This window comes from Neptunomonas sp. ABH4_499 (genome assembly GCF_056160565.1).
In genome coordinates, this window is record NZ_JBSWXK010000009.1 from 1 (window position 1) to 16,414 (window position 16,414).

Annotated in this window: 17 protein-coding genes and 1 riboswitch; of the genes, 10 read left to right on the top strand and 7 right to left on the bottom strand. The window is 51.1% G+C overall.

The genetic code is table 11. From position 1 onward, the window contains the following. Positions 1-199 precede the first annotated feature (199 nt). The 4 genes from ACXAF9_RS10610 to ACXAF9_RS10625 all read left to right on the top strand — a co-directional run bounded on the left by ACXAF9_RS10610 (position 200) and on the right by ACXAF9_RS10625 (position 5,721). Entirely contained in the window at positions 200-529 is a 330-nt protein-coding gene (locus ACXAF9_RS10610) for a helix-turn-helix domain-containing protein (RefSeq protein WP_475073844.1), read from the top strand. 107 nt (positions 530-636) lie between these two features. Next, positions 637-1,662: an S-methyl-5-thioribose-1-phosphate isomerase gene (gene mtnA / locus ACXAF9_RS10615; protein WP_475073846.1), complete on the top strand. Its 1,026-nt coding sequence runs from the start codon at positions 637-639 to the stop codon at positions 1,660-1,662. Between the two features lie 134 nt (positions 1,663-1,796). Next, positions 1,797-4,655, top strand: a complete 2,859-nt coding sequence (gene rapA / locus ACXAF9_RS10620) for an RNA polymerase-associated protein RapA (RefSeq protein WP_475073848.1) — start codon at positions 1,797-1,799, stop codon at positions 4,653-4,655. 157 nt (positions 4,656-4,812) lie between these two features. Next, positions 4,813-5,721 (top strand): EamA family transporter, encoded by a 909-nt coding sequence (locus ACXAF9_RS10625; protein WP_475073849.1) that lies wholly within the window; start codon positions 4,813-4,815, stop codon positions 5,719-5,721. 46 nt (positions 5,722-5,767) lie between these two features. Here the strand turns inward: ACXAF9_RS10625 and ACXAF9_RS10630 are convergent, their stop codons facing one another. From ACXAF9_RS10630 to ACXAF9_RS10645, 4 genes are read right to left on the bottom strand one after another with little or no spacing between them, the layout of a single operon-like run. Continuing rightward, positions 5,768-6,187 (bottom strand): phnA protein, encoded by a 420-nt coding sequence (locus ACXAF9_RS10630; RefSeq protein ID WP_475073851.1) that lies wholly within the window; start codon positions 6,185-6,187, stop codon positions 5,768-5,770. 3 nt (positions 6,188-6,190) lie between these two features. Further along, a complete protein-coding gene (locus tag ACXAF9_RS10635) occupies positions 6,191-6,736 on the bottom strand; it encodes a 1,2-dihydroxy-3-keto-5-methylthiopentene dioxygenase (protein ID WP_475073852.1) in 546 nt (181 codons plus the stop codon). Positions 6,737-6,782: 46 nt separating this feature from the next. Further along, on the bottom strand, positions 6,783-7,460 hold the full coding sequence (mtnC, locus tag ACXAF9_RS10640; RefSeq protein ID WP_475073854.1) for an acireductone synthase: 678 nt from the start codon (positions 7,458-7,460) through the stop codon (positions 6,783-6,785). 3 nt (positions 7,461-7,463) lie between these two features. Continuing rightward, positions 7,464-8,132, bottom strand: a complete 669-nt coding sequence (locus ACXAF9_RS10645) for a methylthioribulose 1-phosphate dehydratase (protein ID WP_475073855.1) — start codon at positions 8,130-8,132, stop codon at positions 7,464-7,466. A 312-nt stretch (positions 8,133-8,444) separates the two neighbouring features. Here ACXAF9_RS10645 and purT point away from each other — a divergent pair, with 312 nt between their 5' ends. Beyond that, a complete protein-coding gene (gene purT, locus ACXAF9_RS10650) occupies positions 8,445-9,629 on the top strand; it encodes a formate-dependent phosphoribosylglycinamide formyltransferase (RefSeq protein ID WP_475073858.1) in 1,185 nt (394 codons plus the stop codon). Positions 9,630-9,745: 116 nt separating this feature from the next. On the opposite strand, the gene ACXAF9_RS10655 is transcribed toward purT, so the two are convergent. Continuing rightward, positions 9,746-9,964, bottom strand: a complete 219-nt coding sequence (locus ACXAF9_RS10655) for a bacterioferritin-associated ferredoxin (protein WP_475073860.1) — start codon at positions 9,962-9,964, stop codon at positions 9,746-9,748. A gap of 151 nt (positions 9,965-10,115) precedes the next feature. Here ACXAF9_RS10655 and bfr (ACXAF9_RS10660) point away from each other — a divergent pair, with 151 nt between their 5' ends. Then, a complete protein-coding gene (gene bfr / locus ACXAF9_RS10660) occupies positions 10,116-10,580 on the top strand; it encodes a bacterioferritin (RefSeq protein ID WP_475073861.1) in 465 nt (154 codons plus the stop codon). 15 nt (positions 10,581-10,595) lie between these two features. Next, positions 10,596-11,066 carry a bacterioferritin gene (gene bfr, locus ACXAF9_RS10665; protein WP_475073864.1) on the top strand — a complete coding sequence of 157 codons (471 nt, stop codon included), beginning with the start codon at positions 10,596-10,598 and terminating at the stop codon, positions 11,064-11,066. Between the two features lie 33 nt (positions 11,067-11,099). Here the strand turns inward: bfr (ACXAF9_RS10665) and ACXAF9_RS10670 are convergent, their stop codons facing one another. Next, entirely contained in the window at positions 11,100-11,918 is an 819-nt protein-coding gene (locus ACXAF9_RS10670; RefSeq protein WP_475073865.1) for a phosphotransferase family protein, read from the bottom strand. Between the two features lie 39 nt (positions 11,919-11,957). Continuing rightward, positions 11,958-12,052, top strand: a riboswitch (TPP riboswitch). Between ACXAF9_RS10670 and thiB the strand changes: the two genes are divergently transcribed. The 3 genes from thiB to ACXAF9_RS10685 all read left to right on the top strand — a co-directional run bounded on the left by thiB (position 12,050) and on the right by ACXAF9_RS10685 (position 15,264). Beyond that, positions 12,050-13,030, top strand: coding sequence for a thiamine ABC transporter substrate binding subunit (gene thiB / locus ACXAF9_RS10675; RefSeq protein WP_475073867.1), 981 nt, complete (start codon positions 12,050-12,052; stop codon positions 13,028-13,030). It overlaps the preceding riboswitch by 3 nt. 19 nt (positions 13,031-13,049) lie before the next feature. Then, positions 13,050-14,657 (top strand): ABC transporter permease family protein, encoded by a 1,608-nt coding sequence (locus tag ACXAF9_RS10680; RefSeq protein ID WP_475073868.1) that lies wholly within the window; start codon positions 13,050-13,052, stop codon positions 14,655-14,657. After that, on the top strand, positions 14,644-15,264 hold the full coding sequence (locus ACXAF9_RS10685; protein WP_475073869.1) for an ATP-binding cassette domain-containing protein: 621 nt from the start codon (positions 14,644-14,646) through the stop codon (positions 15,262-15,264). The genes ACXAF9_RS10680 and ACXAF9_RS10685 overlap by 14 nt, the downstream gene beginning before the upstream one ends. An 81-nt stretch (positions 15,265-15,345) precedes the next feature. Here ACXAF9_RS10685 and pyrC read toward each other — a convergent pair whose 3' ends face one another. Then, positions 15,346-16,383 (bottom strand): dihydroorotase, encoded by a 1,038-nt coding sequence (gene pyrC, locus ACXAF9_RS10690; protein WP_475073870.1) that lies wholly within the window; start codon positions 16,381-16,383, stop codon positions 15,346-15,348. Positions 16,384-16,414: the final 31 nt, after the last annotated feature.

Consider the following 16,414-nt stretch of genomic DNA (forward strand, 5'->3'; position numbering starts at 1 on the left):
GGGCTCGAGGCCCCAATGACTGTTCGAGTTATTGCTATAGAGTCACGCAGCGCTACACACTTGTTATCGGTCTCTCGTAAGAGGAGCCGTCAATGCACCGAGCTGCTGCATGAAAGCCCTCAATGGCCGTTGAGGGTGGGCCTCTAATTTACCCTTAAAACAACAGGATTAACCATACAAGCAATTCAGCCAATAGGCGTTGGATGCCGTCAGCCACTACCACTGGCCAGGTAACGTTCGTGAGTTAAAGCACACGATTGAGCGCGCTCACATTTTGGCGGTCGAAGAGATCTCCACTCAGGAGCTGCCTTCGTTGTTTGAACACCTTAACGACGATGCCGACGTTTCACTGGATGACATTAAACCCGGCACAACCCTTAAGGACGCCGAGAAGGCGTTGATTATGGCCACACTCGATGATTGTGAGCACAACAAAACTCAGGCCGCCGACCAATTAGGCATCAGCATCAAAACGATTTACAACAAGTTAGAACGCTACGATGAGGACAATACCGAGAAATCGGCTTAACCTCTCGCATCGATACACAGGCCGGTTATCTGGCCTTTTTCGTTTTTCCCAAACCATCCATCCCGTATACTTCGGTTTTTCTTAAGCTGACAGAGCCCTCAAGCGCCATGAACTCCTTATTTGCGACGAGCATCCGTTACGATCAAAACGCTCTATTTGTCCTCGACCAACATAAGTTACCTCACCAAGAGGTTTGGCTGGCGTGTGACAGCGTTGACGATATGGAATCCATGATCCAGCGTTTGCAGATTCGTGGCGCCCCCCTGATCGGCATTGGCGCAAGTCTGTTACTTGGGCACATTGCAGATACTCAGAAGCCGACCCAAGCTCAGTTCATTGAATATGCCGAGCGCCTAAGAAAAGCACGACCAACCGCCGTCAACTTGATGAACAATATAGATAGCCTGCTTAACGTGGTTGCCACATCGGGAATCGAGGCGGTTAGCCAAGAAGCGGAGCGACTCTTTCACGAAGATGTCGCACTCTGTAAAGCGATTGGTGAAGCCGGAGCTTCGCTCATTGGGGATAAAGCGAACCTATTAACCCACTGCAATACGGGCAGCTTAGCCACCGCCGGAATCGGCACAGCCATCGGCGTGATTCAAACCGCGGCCGAGCAAGGTAAACATGTGCATGTCTATGTGGATGAAACCCGCCCGCTCCTTCAAGGCGGTCGATTAACCGCATGGGAGATGAAAAAACTGGGCGTTGATCACACATTGATTTGCGACAACATGGCGGCCTTACTGATGCGGGCGGGTAAAGTCGATGCCGTTTTGGTAGGGGCCGATCGCATCGCCGCCAATGGGGACTTTGCCAATAAAGTCGGCACCTATTCGTTGGCGGTCAATGCGCATTTTCATAAGGTGCCTTTTTACGTCGTGACGCCCTATACCACCATCGACCCACACTGCCCAAATGGCGACGCGATCCCGATTGAAGAGCGCGCGGCCGACGAAGTACGCGGTGTCAGCGGCGCGTTTGGCGATGTCATTTGGAGCCCCGAAGAAGCCCCGGTGTTTAACCCTGCGTTTGATGTGACCCCAGCCCAATTGATCACTGGCTGGATTTTGGACAAAGGCGTTTTCAACCAAACGGATGTCGAAAACGGCGTGCTGACTCAGTTTTCATAACGGTAAATTAGACGGAACTCTCAACGATACCCGCACTCATTTAGAATAAATTAAGGTGTGCGGGTTTAAACCCATCGTCTAAACTTCTATCATTCACGCCCCTTTGCAACCGTCAAACGAGAGAGCTTTATCCCTTGTCAGCGTCAGAATTCATTCCCGGCCAACGATGGATCAGCAATCCAGAGCCTGATCTTGGACTTGGCATGGTCGTCAGTATTGACGATCGTCGTGTCACCCTTAACTTCCCAGCCGCCGAAGAAGAGCGCACCTACGCGATCCATAATGCCCCGGTCAGCCGAGTGCAGTATGCCGTAGGCGATGTGATCCAAACCGCCGATGGTCAAACCGGCGAAATCAAAGATCGCTTCGATAACAACGGCTGTCATATTTACCTGTGTGAGGATGAGTCAGGGAATGAGCTCATCGTCCCCGAGATCAATCTTGAGCACAGCGTGCAGTTTAGCCGCCCACAAGATCGACTCTTTGCTGGCCAAGTTGATAAGCTCAGTCAGTTCCGTTTGCGCATCGACACGCTGGAGCATCACCACACGCAAACCTCGGCAACCACCTTCGGTTTAGCCGGTGGTCGCGTGCAGTTACTGCCGCACCAGTTTTACATTGCGCACGAAGTGGCACACCGTTTTTCACCCAGGGTACTGCTCGCCGATGAGGTGGGTTTGGGTAAAACCATCGAAGCGGGTTTGATTGTCCACCAGCAACTGCTGACCGGCCAAGCCGAGCGTGTCTTGATTACCGTACCTGACAGCCTGATCTATCAATGGCTGATCGAGATGCTGCGCCGCTTCAACCTAAAATTCAGCATTATGGATGAGCTTCGCTGCACAGCGATGGAGCTCTCGGGCACTGACAACCCGTTTGAAAGCGCGCAACTGGTTCTGTGTACGCAATCCATGCTGACGTCGAATCCAGAACGTCTGAATCAGATGCTCAACTGCGATTGGGATTTGATGGTTGTCGATGAAGCCCACCACTTGGTGTGGGACGAAGCGGAACCTGAGCCCCTGTATCAAGCGGTTGAATCCTTAGCTAAGGCGATTCCGGGACTCTTGCTGTTAACCGCAACGCCAGAGCAACTGGGCATCGAAAGCCACTTTGCGCGTTTGCGACTGCTGGACCCAGACCGTTACAGCTCGTTAGATGAGTTTAAAGAAGAGCAAGGCCATTACGATGAGGTCAACACCCTGGTTCAAACCTTAACCAGCGAGCAAGGCCTTACCCTGCTATCCACCGATACCCTGCTTCGTGGTCAGTTGGATCAGTACCTTGGTGAAGGCACCAGCGACACACTGATTAACAGTGAAGACCCTGAGGCCACATTGGATGGCTTGATTAACCAGCTGCTGGATCGCCACGGCACAGGCCGCGTTCTGTTTCGTAATACGCGCGATGCCGTTCCAGGCTTCCCGACTCGTGTCTTGATCCCGCATCCGCTGTCGGCACCGCACGAGATGGATTACCGACCTACCGACGGCCCAATCGAGACGCATCTGCGCCCTGAACTTTGGCTCGGTGATAACTGGTTGGAAGAAGACCCGCGCGTCGAGTGGCTGGACGAATGGCTTAAAAAGCATCGCACCGAAAAAGCCCTGCTGATTTGCGCCAACGCAGATACCGCACAAGCGTTAGAAGAGTTTTTACGCTTACGCAAAGGCGTACGCTCGGCCGTCTTCCACGAGAAGATGACCTTGATCAACCGTGACCGCGCCGCCGCTTACTTTGCAGACGAAGATGAATACGCGCAGGTTCTGATCTGTTCCGAAATAGGCAGCGAAGGCCGCAACTTCCAGTTTGCACAGCACCTGATCATGTTTGACCTGCCGTTGAACCCAGACCTTCTGGAACAACGTATCGGTCGTTTGGACCGTATCGGTCAAAAACACGATGTCCAGATCCATGTGCCGTACTATGAAAACAGCCCTCAAGCGGTTCTGATGCGTTGGTTCGATGAAGGCATTAACGCCTTCCGTCACACCTGCCCTGCCGGCCAAGAGCTGCTCAACCAGTTTGAAGAGCCACTTACCCAGCTGATCAGCGAAGGTCTGGATGAAGCGGTTTTCGAAGGTTTGATCGAAGCATCGAAGGCGGCAACTCAGGCAATTCATGCTCGCTTACAAGCCGGTCGCGACCGCTTGCTGGAGATGAGTTCATGTCGCCATACCGTGGCTGCGGCGCTTCTTGAAAGCGTTGAAGAGCACGAGATGCGAACGCCGCTTCGTAACTACATGGAGCGGGTATTTGACCAGTTTGGTGTGGATCAACAAAGCGACACGACTCACTCGGTTATTTTGCACCCAACGGATCAGATGGCGGATCACCGCTTTCCGGGGTTACCGGATGAAGGCTGCAAAGCAACCTACGCGCGTGAAGAAGCCCTCTCCCGAGAAGACATGCAGTTTATGTCGTGGGAACACCCCATGGTGCAAGGTGCGATGGAGATGATCCTTGGCAGCGACTTTGGTAACGCTTGTGTTTGCACCGTTAAACTTCCGCCACTGCAACCTGGCAGCATCCTAGTAGAAGCGGTGTACACCCTACACTGCGCCGCGCCAAAAGCCCTGCACTTGCAACGCTACCAAACGCAGCCGATTGTGCGTGTAGTGATGGACAATAATGGAAATGACTTATCCAAAATCATCACCGGCGAGCACCTTAATAAGCTGGGTGAACGGGTAAAACGCCATGTGGCGCAAAACCTGATCCGCCATGCAAAAGAGGTGATCTCGAACGTATTGGATAAATCCGACGCGATCGCTCGCAAACAGGAACAGCCCTTGGTTGACGCGGCCTTGAGCAACGCCACTCAAGAGCTCGATGGTGAAATCAGCCGCCTTGAAGCCTTGATGAAAGTGAACCGCTCCATCCGAAGCGAAGAGCTTGAACACCTTCAAGAAAAGCGTGAAACCATCCTTCGTCACCTAGGCGATGCACAGCTTCGACTCGACGCCATCCGTGTTGCAGTCGTTAACGAGTAAAGCTACATTTGATCACTCTTCCGTAAGGCAGGACTCACCTGCCTTTACGTCCTTAGAAGAGTGGTCATCCCTTCTGATTCTGCCGACGTGTGTGGCACTCATCACAAAGCATTTCGACAGCCTGTAAGGCTCTGACCTCGAATCATTTGAGGTATTTATGACGCTGCGACACTGGGGGTTAGCACTGCTGGTTGTGATTGGCTGGGGGCTTAACTTTGTGGTTATCCGTTTCGGTTTAGATGAGCTGCCACCGCTGTGGCTGGGCATGCTGCGCTTTGCAGCGCTTGGCTTAATTGCTGTGGTCTTTATTAAACCGCCTAAGCTCCCGATGAAGCAGATGTTGGCGTACGGCTTAACGCTCTCTTTTGGTCAGTTTGCGTTTCTGTTTGTAGCCATGTACTACGGCATGCCAGCAGGCCTTGCGTCTTTGGTGCTGCAATCCCAAATGCTGTTTACTCTTCTCTTTGCTCGCCTCTTTTTAAACGAGAGCTGGCAACCGCAGCAGTGGTTAGCGGTGGTGGTTGCCATTCTGGGCTTAACCCTACTGGCATCACAAACCGCCGATACCCAGATGACCACCATCGGTTTCGTGCTCACCATTGCTGCCGCGATGTGCTGGGGTGTGGGGAACATCGTTAACCGTAAAATTGCCTCAAGTGGCAATGTGGATCTGATCAGCTTGGTTGCCTGGGGCGGTATGATACCAATCATCCCTTTTGCAGCCTTGTCGCTTATCTTCGAAGGGCCAGAGCTGATCATGGAATCGATGGCGGCCGCCACACTGAACTCAGTCTGGGTCGTGCTGTACCTAAGCGTAGTCGCCTCACTGTTTGGTTATGGCGTATGGGCGTATTTGATGCGTCAGTACCCAGCGAGCACAGTTGCGCCGCTCACCCTCTTGGTGCCGATATTCGGTTTATTAAGTGCATGGGTCTTATTGGGCGAACAAGTAAACGCGCTACAGATGCTCGGGGTCGCCATTTTGATGCTCGGTCTGCTGATCAATACGTTTGGCGGGAAGGTGATTCAGCGCTTTAAAAAGCGCACGCTGGCAACCGACGTTTAAATTCACAGAGACAGGAGACTTAAAATCTCCTGTCTCTGAACGTGCATTAGGCCTTCATGCCGATCTGCCATTGATCAACCCAAGCTTGCTCGTCTTCTACTAAAAACACCTGTTCAAGCAACTCTTGCGCCCATTCGACGCCCAGCTTCTCATTCAGGTGATTTAACATCACCACGGCGGTGACCTTAGCGGGTATTACTTCGCTCCACATGGTGGTGCCCAAGCAGCGCCAACGATTAGGCTCGATGCGTTTTGGGTGCTCAATCTGCTCTTTGCAGGTCTCGCAGATCATGAGGCAACGCTCGTATTCTGGCTCAGTCGGTACCGGTGGTACTTCAAAAATACTCAGCGACACACCACTGTCTTGACACACCTCGCACTGCGAGCCGCACCGGCGCACCAGATCTTTACCAAACAGGCTTAGCTCTTGTTGACGAGCCTGATGCTTATCGCGTCCTTTAGACATGGATTATCCTTCAAACATCGGAAAATGATTGGCAATGTCATTGCCGGTAAAATGCGCCACCCAACCTTCTGGATTATCAAAGAAGCGGATCGCGGTAAAGTTGGGGTTAGGCCCCATATCAAACCAGTGCGTTACGTTAGCGGGTACCGAGATGAGATCATCTTTACAGCAATGCACTTGATAGACCTTATCGTCGATGTGCAAATAAAACACCCCTTCACCGGCCACAAAGAAACGCACCTCATCTTCGGTGTGGGTATGTTCGCTTAGGAATTTCTGACGCAACGCATCTTTATCTGGGTGATCAGACGACAACGAGATCACATCCACCGTTTGATATCCCTCACCGTCCACCAAACGCGTAATCTCAGACTGGTAGGCCGCAAGGATCTCCTCGTTGCTCATGCCTTGTGTAATCGGGGTATCGGCTTCCCAACGCTCAAAGCGAACACCCGCGGCATTCAGTGCGGTTTGGATCTCCTGCCCATCGGTTGTATTCAGTAGAATCTCGTTCGCGTTATCGTCGCGGGCAATGGTTAATGCACTCATGACTCTTTTCCTTTATTGGCTCGCACCCTTACGGGTTCTTTTATTCTTAAAAACGGATCTGGCTAAAATCGGATACCCAGGTGTGGGCCGGTCGCTTTGGCGCCTCATCACGGCATAACAAGATCGTCTCGTACCCCGCCTCTTTTGCGGCATCAAGCTCCGCCTCGACATCCGATAAAAACAGAATATCCGAAGGGGTAACGTTCATCGCTTTGGCGATCGCATCGTAAGCGGTGCGTTCACGCTTTGCCCCGGTGCGCGTATCAAAGTAGTGATCAAACAAGGGCGTCATATCACCAAAATCGCTGTAACCGAAAATCAGCTTTTGTGCTTCAACCGAACCCGACGAAAAGACATTCAGTGACAGGCCTTTGGCTTTCCATTCAGAAAGATACTGATGCGCATCCTCATAGACATGCCCGGTAAACGCCTTTTGCTGATAGCCATCGGCCCAGATCATCCCCTGCAAAGCTTTTAACGGGGTGATTTTCTGGTCGGTATCAATCCAATGGATCAGTATCTCTGCTACGCGCTCCAACGAGGCGTTTGGCTCGGCCGCCGCGTCTTTTACGGCATCGATTTGAGCCTGCACATCCGGCTGATCGTGATGCGCCAAAACAAAATCCTTCATGGCCTTGCGCGCATAGGGAAACAACACATCATGCACAAAGCGGATATCCGTTGTGGTGCCTTCAATGTCCGTTAAAATGGCTTGGATGCTCATGCTTTACTGTCCTTCTTTCTGATAGACACTGGCCGAGTCTGTACCCAAGCGACGCATCTCCAGCTCGCAGGCAAACAAAAACTCCAGCCCTTCGATGTGACGACGCGCTTCTGCCATCGTCTCGCCCCACGCATACAGGCCATGCCCACGGACTAAAAAACCCCATGTGAGCGGGTTTTGATGCCAACGCGTTGCCAAACGTTCTGCGAGCTCGGTCATGTCTTGGGTGTTATCCAAAATACAGATTTGAATCGCTTCATCGTGGGTGGTGTTACCCGCCAATGACTTTTGCATCTCAAACCCCGCTATTGTCAGGCTATCTCCAGCGGTTAAACGCGACAAGACCGTTGAAGCGACCGAGTGTGTATGCAGCACGGCACCAATGCTTGGGTTCAGTTCATACAATTTGGTGTGCAAGAGCGTTTCGGCCGAAGGGGTTAAGCTGCTCTTTACGGGCTGGCCCTGAAGGTCCACTCGTAATAGATCATTCGGCTTTAAAAACCCTTTATGGCGACCCGATGCCGTTACCAAGGCACCACTGAAATCCTCTTCGTGAAAACGAATGGAAAAGTTACCGCCTGTGGCTGGGCACCAACCCTGTTGATCGATCCACTGACCGGCTTCGATAATGGACTGACAAGCGTCTTGCCAATCATGCGCGTCTAAAGTCATCTGTTTTCTGTATGTAAGTCATCAAAGATGGCGCGTAGTGTACGCCCAAGGGGCATTATTGTGCCAGAAACGTACCGAGGAATCGCTAGGATGGAAAATAAGGTCAGGGGCGGCACGAAGCCGCCCCAACAGGAGCCGAAATGATTTCGGCTAAGAGGCCCAGAGGGCAATCGAATTCACAAGGACTCACGGATGGCGATCACATGAGGTTGATAAAACCAGTATAGACCACTCACCCTTTTTGCCAATGTCCGATTTTTCCAGAAATCCCGTATAATCGGTGAATCCATTTCATAAAGAGGATTACGCCCCATGGCTACACTCGGTACTCCCTATTCAGCGCATTCGACCCGTGTTCTTTTATGCGGCGGAGGCGAGCTTGGTAAAGAGGTCGTTATTGAACTGCAACGCCTTGGGGCCGAGGTCATTGTGGTCGACCGCTATGCCCATGCACCGGCCATGCAAGTCGCCCACCGAAGCCATGTGATCTCCATGCTTGATGGTGAAGCCCTGCGCGAAGTGATCGAAGCCGAGCAACCTCAGTACATCGTCCCAGAGATCGAAGCGATCTCAACCACCACCTTGGTGGATATGGAGCGCGAGGGTTATACGGTGATTCCTACCGCAAAAGCCGCCCAGCTGACCATGAACCGCGAAGGCATCCGTCGACTGGCCGCAGAAGAGCTGGGGCTTTCGACCTCCCCTTACCGTTTTGCGGAAACAATCGAAGAGTACAAGGACGCCATTAAAGAGGTAGGCCTACCGTGCGTAGTCAAACCCATCATGAGCTCATCCGGTAAAGGTCAGAGCACCGTCGCCAGCGAAGAAGAGATCGAAAGCGCTTGGCAATATGCCCAAGAAGGCGGTCGTGCCGGTGGTGGTAAAGTGATTGTCGAAGGGTTTGTCGAGTTTGATTACGAGATCACCCTATTAACGGTTCGCCACATCGATGGCACATCCTTCTGTGAGCCGATCGGCCACGTGCAGAAAAACGGTGACTACCAGCAATCATGGCAGCCACAGGCGATGAGTGATGCAGCACTGGCCAGCGCTCAAAACGTGGCAGCAAAAATTACCGAAGCCTTAGGAGGCCGAGGCATCTTTGGCGTCGAGCTGTTCATCAAAGGCGATGAAGTCCTCTTTAGCGAAGTATCACCTCGCCCGCATGACACAGGTTTAGTTACTTTGATTTCTCAAGATCTTTCAGAGTTCGCATTGCACGCCCGTGCCATTCTAGGCTTGCCAATTCCGAATATTCACTTCCATGGACCAAGTGCCTCCAGCGTGATCTTAGTCGAAGGCCAATCCAAGGACATTCAATTTGGTAACTTAGGTGCCGTATTGACCAACCCCAACACACAGCTGCGTTTATTTGGTAAACCGGAAGTGGCTGGAACACGTCGTATGGGGGTCGTTTTGAGCCGTGCCGAACAGCTTGAGACGGCGCTAGAAACCGCCAAAGCGGGTTCCGCCAGTGTCGAGATTACGCTTAACTGAGAGGCGTCATAAGAGTCAGATTCATTCACCATAAAAAAAGACCTCAATTGAGGTCTTTTTTATAGTGCGTTTGTTTTTTAGCTGTCATAAAAAGGAAAAACTAACCTGATAGTTTTTCAAACAGCTGAGTAACTCATTGAATCAATTTCATCACGATCAAAATGGCTCTTGATCAAGTCACGAGCAACACGGGTGCATTTTCCGCAACAGTTGCCGACAGAAAGGGTTTTGTTCAGTTCGCGAACCGTATTTGCCCCCTCTTCTACCGCTTGGAGGATCTGAGAATCGGTTACACCGTTGCAAATGCAGACATACATAATGCTAATCAATCCCATTTGTTTAATAGAATGATAATAGTTCTCATAATCCTTTATATCAAGACAAATACGACGGTTTTCAATTACTATTTTTCAAGAAAAAATTGACTTGCGTTAATTAAATTCATGTTTACACTTACCAGCATCAAACATATCTGGAGACTTCCTCATGCAAGGCGATAAACAGGTCATTGCTATCCTAAATAAAGTGCTGACCGCTGAACTTACGTCTATTAACCAATTTTTCCTGCATGCACGCATGTACAAAAACTGGGGTCTGGATGAGCTCAACAGCAAGTCTTACAAAAAGTCCATCAAGGATATGAAACAAGCGGACGAGCTGATCGAACGCATTCTGTTTTTAGAAGGTCTTCCAAACCTTCAACACCTAGAGCGTCTTCGCATCGGTGAGCACACCGAAGAGATGCTGCAAGGTGATATGGACTTCCAAAACGAACAGCTGAGCTTGCTGCGCCAAGCGATCGCCTTGTGCGAAGAGAAGTCCGACTACGTTAGCCGCGATATTCTGGAAGAGATTCTGGAATACGAAGAAGAGCATCTGGATTGGATCGAGACACAGCAACATCTGATCAAATCCATGGGTATCGAAAATTATCTCCAGAGCCAAATGTAATCGAGGTTTATCACAATGAAAGGCAATCAACGCGTCATCGACGGCTTAAACTCTTTATTGGCGATGGAGCTGGCCGCTATGGATCAGTACTTCATCCACTCCCGCATGTACCAAGACTGGGGCTTGGAAAAGCTTTACGAGCGCATCGATCACGAGTTTGACGATGAGAAAGGTCACGCGGCCCTCTTAATCGAACGTATGCTGTTCCTGGAAGGCGTGCCAGATATGGTTACCCGTGAAGGCCTGAAAATCGGCTCCGATGTGGTTGAAATGATCGAAAGCGATCTTCGCATCGAGTACGAAGTAGGCAACCGATTAAAAGAAGTGATCAAGATCTGTGAAGAAGAGCAGGACTACCAAAGCCGCGAGATTTTGGAAAAACTGCTAGAAGATACCGAAGAAGATCACGCTCACTGGTTAGAGCAACAGCTGCGTCTGATCAAAATGATCGGTATGCCAAACTACGTTCAGAGCCAAATGGCGTAAACGGACGGTAATTGGTTCATTCAATAAGGGGGCTTAGGCCTCCTTATTTGTATTTAGCACCCAGAGTTTCTCGAGTGCCTGCATCCAGTCCTTTGCACGCTGCATCCCCTCCTCAAACACGGTTGCACTCATTAACGAATCCAGCTCTAAACTTTGATGGATCTCTAAAGCTGGTATCCTCCAATATCGCTCTAAGCTGTAAAAATCCGCCCATGGCTGCCCAAAGCCTGCGTATTCCCAATCAATTAAGACAGGCGTATTCCCACGGTACAAACAGTTACCAGGGTGAAGATCATGATGCACACACCAAGGCTCAAGCGTGGGCAAAGCGTTAAACGCTGCCACAACTTGGTCCAAACTCTGGATATGACCTTGCGTGTGTAGGTCATCCCGATAAGCTTGCCAAAGCCCCTCATAATCCAGATAAAGCGATTGATCATTCGGTGGCGGCAGCGACTTAAGCGCTTTTACCAAAGCAAGAATGGCTTGGCCTTCCAAACGAAGATTTGACCGTTGTGATTCAAGATAAGGCATCACCAGCCACCCCTCCCCCTCAGCAACCATAGGGACGGCTTGTGCCAAATCATCTTCAGTTGGCAGTAGCGAGAGCAAGGTGAGGATTTTCTTTTCCCGCGTGGCACTCGCCCCTAACGGCAAAGCCGTGGGGCTGATGCGCAAAACCACCGAAGGCTTCTCATCCCCCACTCGGTTACCCACCCAAAGGGCGTTTGTCGTACCTGTGTGGGATAACGGTTGCCATTGCAGGGTTTGACCAAGCTGTGCGTGAACACTCTGCAATAACATCGGAGACAAGAGATTAGATGAGGCTTGATGATCGGTCGTGTTGGTCATTGAAGGAAGCGTATTAAAAGTCAGTTGTGTTACACTTTGCCGCACTTATCGGGGTGCCTGAGCATGGGGCTGAGATTACACCCGTCGAACCTGAAACGGATCATACCGGCGTAGGGAATAGGAAACCAACTATGAAGTACTTTACACGCACCGCTTTACTGGTCGCACCTTTCATGGCTACTCAAGCGTTCGCTTCGGATCTTACCATTTATACATACGATTCGTTTAACTCCGAATGGGGCCCAGGCCCACAATTAGAGAAGGCCTACGAAGCGCACTGTCAGTGTGACATTGAGTTTATCAGTGTGGACGATGGCGTCAGCATTCTAAATCGTGCACGCATCGAGAGCACCTCGACCAAGGCCGATGTCCTATTAGGTCTGGATGAGTCGTTGATGAAAGCAGCCAAAGCGGAAGAATTGGTTCAAACCCACAACACGGACTTATCGGGATTAACCCAAGCACTCGGCTGGGATGACAACACCTTTGTCCCCTTTGACTATGGCTACTTTGCGTTCATCTATAACAGTGAAACAACGCCTACGCCGGTGGACTCATTAAAGGCTTTGGTCGAATCGGACGCTTCTGTCCTCTATCAAGACCCACGTACCAGCACACCGGGACAAGGTCTGCTCTTTTGGATGAATGCTGTGTACCAAGAGGACGCTGCTCAAGCATGGTCACAACTTGCTAAGCACACGGTAACCGTGACGAAAGGCTGGTGGGAAGCCTACAGCATGTTTCTAGAGGGTGATGCGGATTATGTACTCAGCTACACGACCTCCCCGGCTTACCACGAAGTGGTGGACGGTACGTCCAAGTATAAAGCGGCTCAGTTTGAGGAAGGCCATATCCGACAAGTGGAAGTGGCGGCCATTTCGGCGTATTCAAAGCGCACCGAACAGGCTAATGATTTCTTGGCGTTTTTAATTTCGCCTGCCGCCCAAAGCATCATCCCAACCACCAACTGGATGCTTCCGGTCATTGACGGTGTCGAGCTGCCCAACGCATTTGATCATCTGGTCACGCCAAAAGCGGTTGATGTACCGCTGGGTGATCTAATCGACCATCGCAGCGACTTTATCAAGGTGTGGCGCACCTCGGCTCAATGAGGCTGGGCTGATCTCACTCATGATCAATACCCACCCTACCCCAGCGTACCGAAATGCTGGGGTTATCCTGTTGTTTGTCCTATTACTGCTACCCAGTGCCGGTGCCTTTTGGGGTTTAACCCAGCAAAAAGGTGGTGGGCTTGATCTTGCACTGCTCGGCGACCCGTACCTTCAACAAATCATTGGCTTCACGTTAAAACAAGCTCTGCTCAGTGCCGCCTTAAGCACAGCCATTGCGCTGCCCATCGCTTGGTGTGTTTTTAAACGTCCAGATACGCGTTTTAAAGCCGCCTTTTTATGGGGGTGTTTACTCTGTTTTATTGCCCCAACGCTCGTGGTGGTTACAGGCTTAGTGGCCTTATTAGGGCGCTCTGGGCATGTAACAACTTGGCTTAATGAGCTTGGCATGGATGGCTGGAACCTTTATGGCCTATCGGGCATTTTACTGGCGCACCTTTTCTTGAACGTCCCTTTTGCCATACGTACTTTTTATGCCCAATTAAACACCTTGCCCGACACCAGCCTAATGCTGAGTCGCCAATTAAAATTAAGCACCTGGGTGCACTTTAAACGCATCGAATGGCCCATCTTGCAGGCAGTGCTTGGCCCCGTATTTGGGTTCATTTTTATTTTGTGCTTTAACAGCTTTGCGGTGGTGCTGGCCTTAGGTGGCGGGCCAAAATCGACCACGCTGGAAGTCGCCATCTACCAAGCCCTGAAATACGATTTCAACATCCCAGAAGCCTTGCTGCTCTCTTGGTGTCAGCTTGTCATAGCCGGTGGGCTTTACTTTGTGTTTACCCGAAAAGAGAGCATCCATCGCCAAAGCATGGAGCGCCCAACCCCCTTTCGCCATTTGCGCTATGCAACCGGTCCCTTAGGGGTGCTCTGCTTTTGGGTTTTAGCGCTTGTTGCCTTTTTATGGACACTGCCTTTTTGGTCACTGCTGCCAGGACTCAGCGCCTTTTTTAAAGCAAGCTCACTAGAGCGGTTGATCCCACCCACACTGATTACCCTATGCCTTGGCCTCGCGTCAGCCTTGATCAGCGTATTCTTAGCTTACCTAGCATTGAATCCCATGCGCCGCGCACTGCTCGGTGGCAAGACACGATACGCACAAGGGTTAAGCTGGTTGGCGTCCCACAGTTTATTTGTGCCTGCGATGGTGCTCTCGGTGGGTATTTTCATCGCTCTACTCGGTACGATTGATCTTGAGCGCTATGGCTTAGTGGTGATCGCACTGTTAAACGGTTTTCTGTTAATGCCCTTTGCGCTGCAGCGCTTAAAGCCTGCATTGTGTTTGTACGATCAACAAAACCACGCTTTGGTTTCATCGTTAAAACTGCCCCCACGAAAGGCGATGCGCTTAGAGTGGCTCTACGCCAAAGCCACCATCAAAAATACGTTTGGTTTTGTGATGGTATTGGCCATGGGTGATGTGGCCCTATTTGCTATTTTTGGCCCCTCTGGCAGTACCTCATTACCTTGGCTGATTTACAGCTTGGCAGGCTCCTATCAAATCGAAGCCGCCAGTGGCGCGGCACTGACCCTCTTAATGCTCTGCGCCATTATATTAGGCATCTGCGAAACAGACCCACATCGGAGAGAAACGCATGCTCAACATTAACAACGTCTGTTACCGTTATGCGCCCTCCAACGCCTTAATGCGATACCAACTCTCGGTCAGTGAGGGAGAGATTCTCGCACTGCAGGGCGAAAGCGGTGTTGGTAAAACCACCTTGTTGTACTTAATTGCAGGGTTTTACGCACCAGAGTCCGGGCAGATATTCTGGCAGGGAACCTCCCTTACTGATTTACCCGTCGATCAGCGCCCTGTGTCCTTTTTGTTTCAGGATCACAACCTGTTCGAGCACATCAGTGTCTGGGAGAACCTGCAACTGGGGTTCGGTCAAGATCAGCCGCCGAAAGAGGCCCTTCGCGAAGCCGCCGTCCATCTAAAAGTGGAGGATCAACTCAATAAAATGCCATCGCAACTCTCTGGCGGACAACGCCAGCGCATCGCGTTGATTCGAACCCTGTTACGACCGGAGCCGATCATACTGCTCGATGAGCCTTTTGCAGAACTGGACCCAAGCACACGTCAGCTAGCCACAAGGTGGACAAAAGACACGGCCAAACAACAGGGTAAAACAGTGATGATGGTAACCCACCAGAAAGAGGATGTAGAAAGTGTGGCCGATCGCAGCTTATATCTGCGGTTAGATCTGGTCTAGCCATACCAACCACGATGAACTCGTACGCACAAAAAAGCCGGTTGAAACCGGCTTTGAGTTAACATTTTTTTACGAAGTCGCTTACGGCGTTTCGATCTTCCAATCCACGGTTTGGCCTGCATAGAAAGGCACAATTGGGCGGCCATCTGGCAAAATGATCTGATCCGGAATGGTCCAGCTCTCTTTCACTAAAGTCACAGTGCCTTGGTTGCGCGGCAAGCCGTAAAAATCAGGGCCGTGCAAGCTGGCAAAGCCTTCCAACTTATCGAGCGCATCCAACTCTTCGAAGACCTGGGCGTACAGCTCAAGAGCACTCCAAGCGCTGTAGCAGCCAGCACAGCCACACGCATTTTCTTTAGCTTCTTTTGGGTGTGGTGCAGAATCAGTCCCCAAGAAAAACTTAGGCGAACCCGATTGAACCACAGCGCGCAGAGCCTCTTGGTGAGTGCGGCGTTTGAGCACTGGCAAACAGTAGTTGTGCGGCTTTACCCCACCCACTAACAGATCGTTACGGTTCATCATCAAATGCTGAGGTGTAATGGTCGCCGCTACATGGCCGGACTGCCCTTGCACAAACTCTGCCGCATCTTGGGTGGTGATGTGTTCAAACACCACTTTCAATTCTGGGAAGGCTTTTACAATTGGTGCCATTTTTTGATCGATGAACACTTTTTCGCGATCAAAAATATCAATGTGCGAATCCGTGACTTCACCATGCACCAACAGCAACATGCCCTCTTCTTGCATCACCTCAAAAACCGGATACAAACCCTCTAGCTGGCTGACCGCCGCCGATGAGTTGGTCGTTGCACCGGCTGGGTACATTTTGGCAGCTACCACACCTGCAGCTTTCGCAGCACGAATCTGATCGGCTGAAGTGTCGTTGGTGAGGTAGATGGTCATCAAGGGTTCAAACGCTGAACCTTGTGGGCGCGCTGCAAGAATACGATCGCGGTAAGCGATGGCATCGTCTGCCGTTTTAACCGGTGGAACCAAGTTAGGCATAACAATCGCACGTGCGAAACAGCGCGCTGTCGCTGGTACAGTTTCTTTTAAGATGTCCCCATCACGAAAGTGTAGGTGCCAATCATCCGGTGTCTGGATTGTGATGCGTGTCATACCGATTCCCACAGTCTTACTCATTGTCGAA

Coding starts and splice junctions, on each gene's coding strand:
- mtnA (WP_475073846.1), top strand. CDS start 637: ATGAACTCCTTATTTGCGACGAGCATCCGTTACGATCAAAACGCTCTA.
- ACXAF9_RS10625 (WP_475073849.1), top strand. CDS start 4,813: ATGACGCTGCGACACTGGGGGTTAGCACTGCTGGTTGTGATTGGCTGG.
- ACXAF9_RS10630 (WP_475073851.1), bottom strand. CDS start 6,187: ATGTCTAAAGGACGCGATAAGCATCAGGCTCGTCAACAAGAGCTAAGC.
- ACXAF9_RS10635 (WP_475073852.1), bottom strand. CDS start 6,736: ATGAGTGCATTAACCATTGCCCGCGACGATAACGCGAACGAGATTCTA.
- mtnC (WP_475073854.1), bottom strand. CDS start 7,460: ATGAGCATCCAAGCCATTTTAACGGACATTGAAGGCACCACAACGGAT.
- ACXAF9_RS10645 (WP_475073855.1), bottom strand. CDS start 8,132: ATGACTTTAGACGCGCATGATTGGCAAGACGCTTGTCAGTCCATTATC.
- purT (WP_475073858.1), top strand. CDS start 8,445: ATGGCTACACTCGGTACTCCCTATTCAGCGCATTCGACCCGTGTTCTT.
- ACXAF9_RS10655 (WP_475073860.1), bottom strand. CDS start 9,964: ATGGGATTGATTAGCATTATGTATGTCTGCATTTGCAACGGTGTAACC.
- bfr (WP_475073861.1), top strand. CDS start 10,116: ATGCAAGGCGATAAACAGGTCATTGCTATCCTAAATAAAGTGCTGACC.
- bfr (WP_475073864.1), top strand. CDS start 10,596: ATGAAAGGCAATCAACGCGTCATCGACGGCTTAAACTCTTTATTGGCG.
- ACXAF9_RS10670 (WP_475073865.1), bottom strand. CDS start 11,918: ATGACCAACACGACCGATCATCAAGCCTCATCTAATCTCTTGTCTCCG.
- thiB (WP_475073867.1), top strand. CDS start 12,050: ATGAAGTACTTTACACGCACCGCTTTACTGGTCGCACCTTTCATGGCT.
- ACXAF9_RS10680 (WP_475073868.1), top strand. CDS start 13,050: ATGATCAATACCCACCCTACCCCAGCGTACCGAAATGCTGGGGTTATC.
- ACXAF9_RS10685 (WP_475073869.1), top strand. CDS start 14,644: ATGCTCAACATTAACAACGTCTGTTACCGTTATGCGCCCTCCAACGCC.
- pyrC (WP_475073870.1), bottom strand. CDS start 16,383: ATGACACGCATCACAATCCAGACACCGGATGATTGGCACCTACACTTT.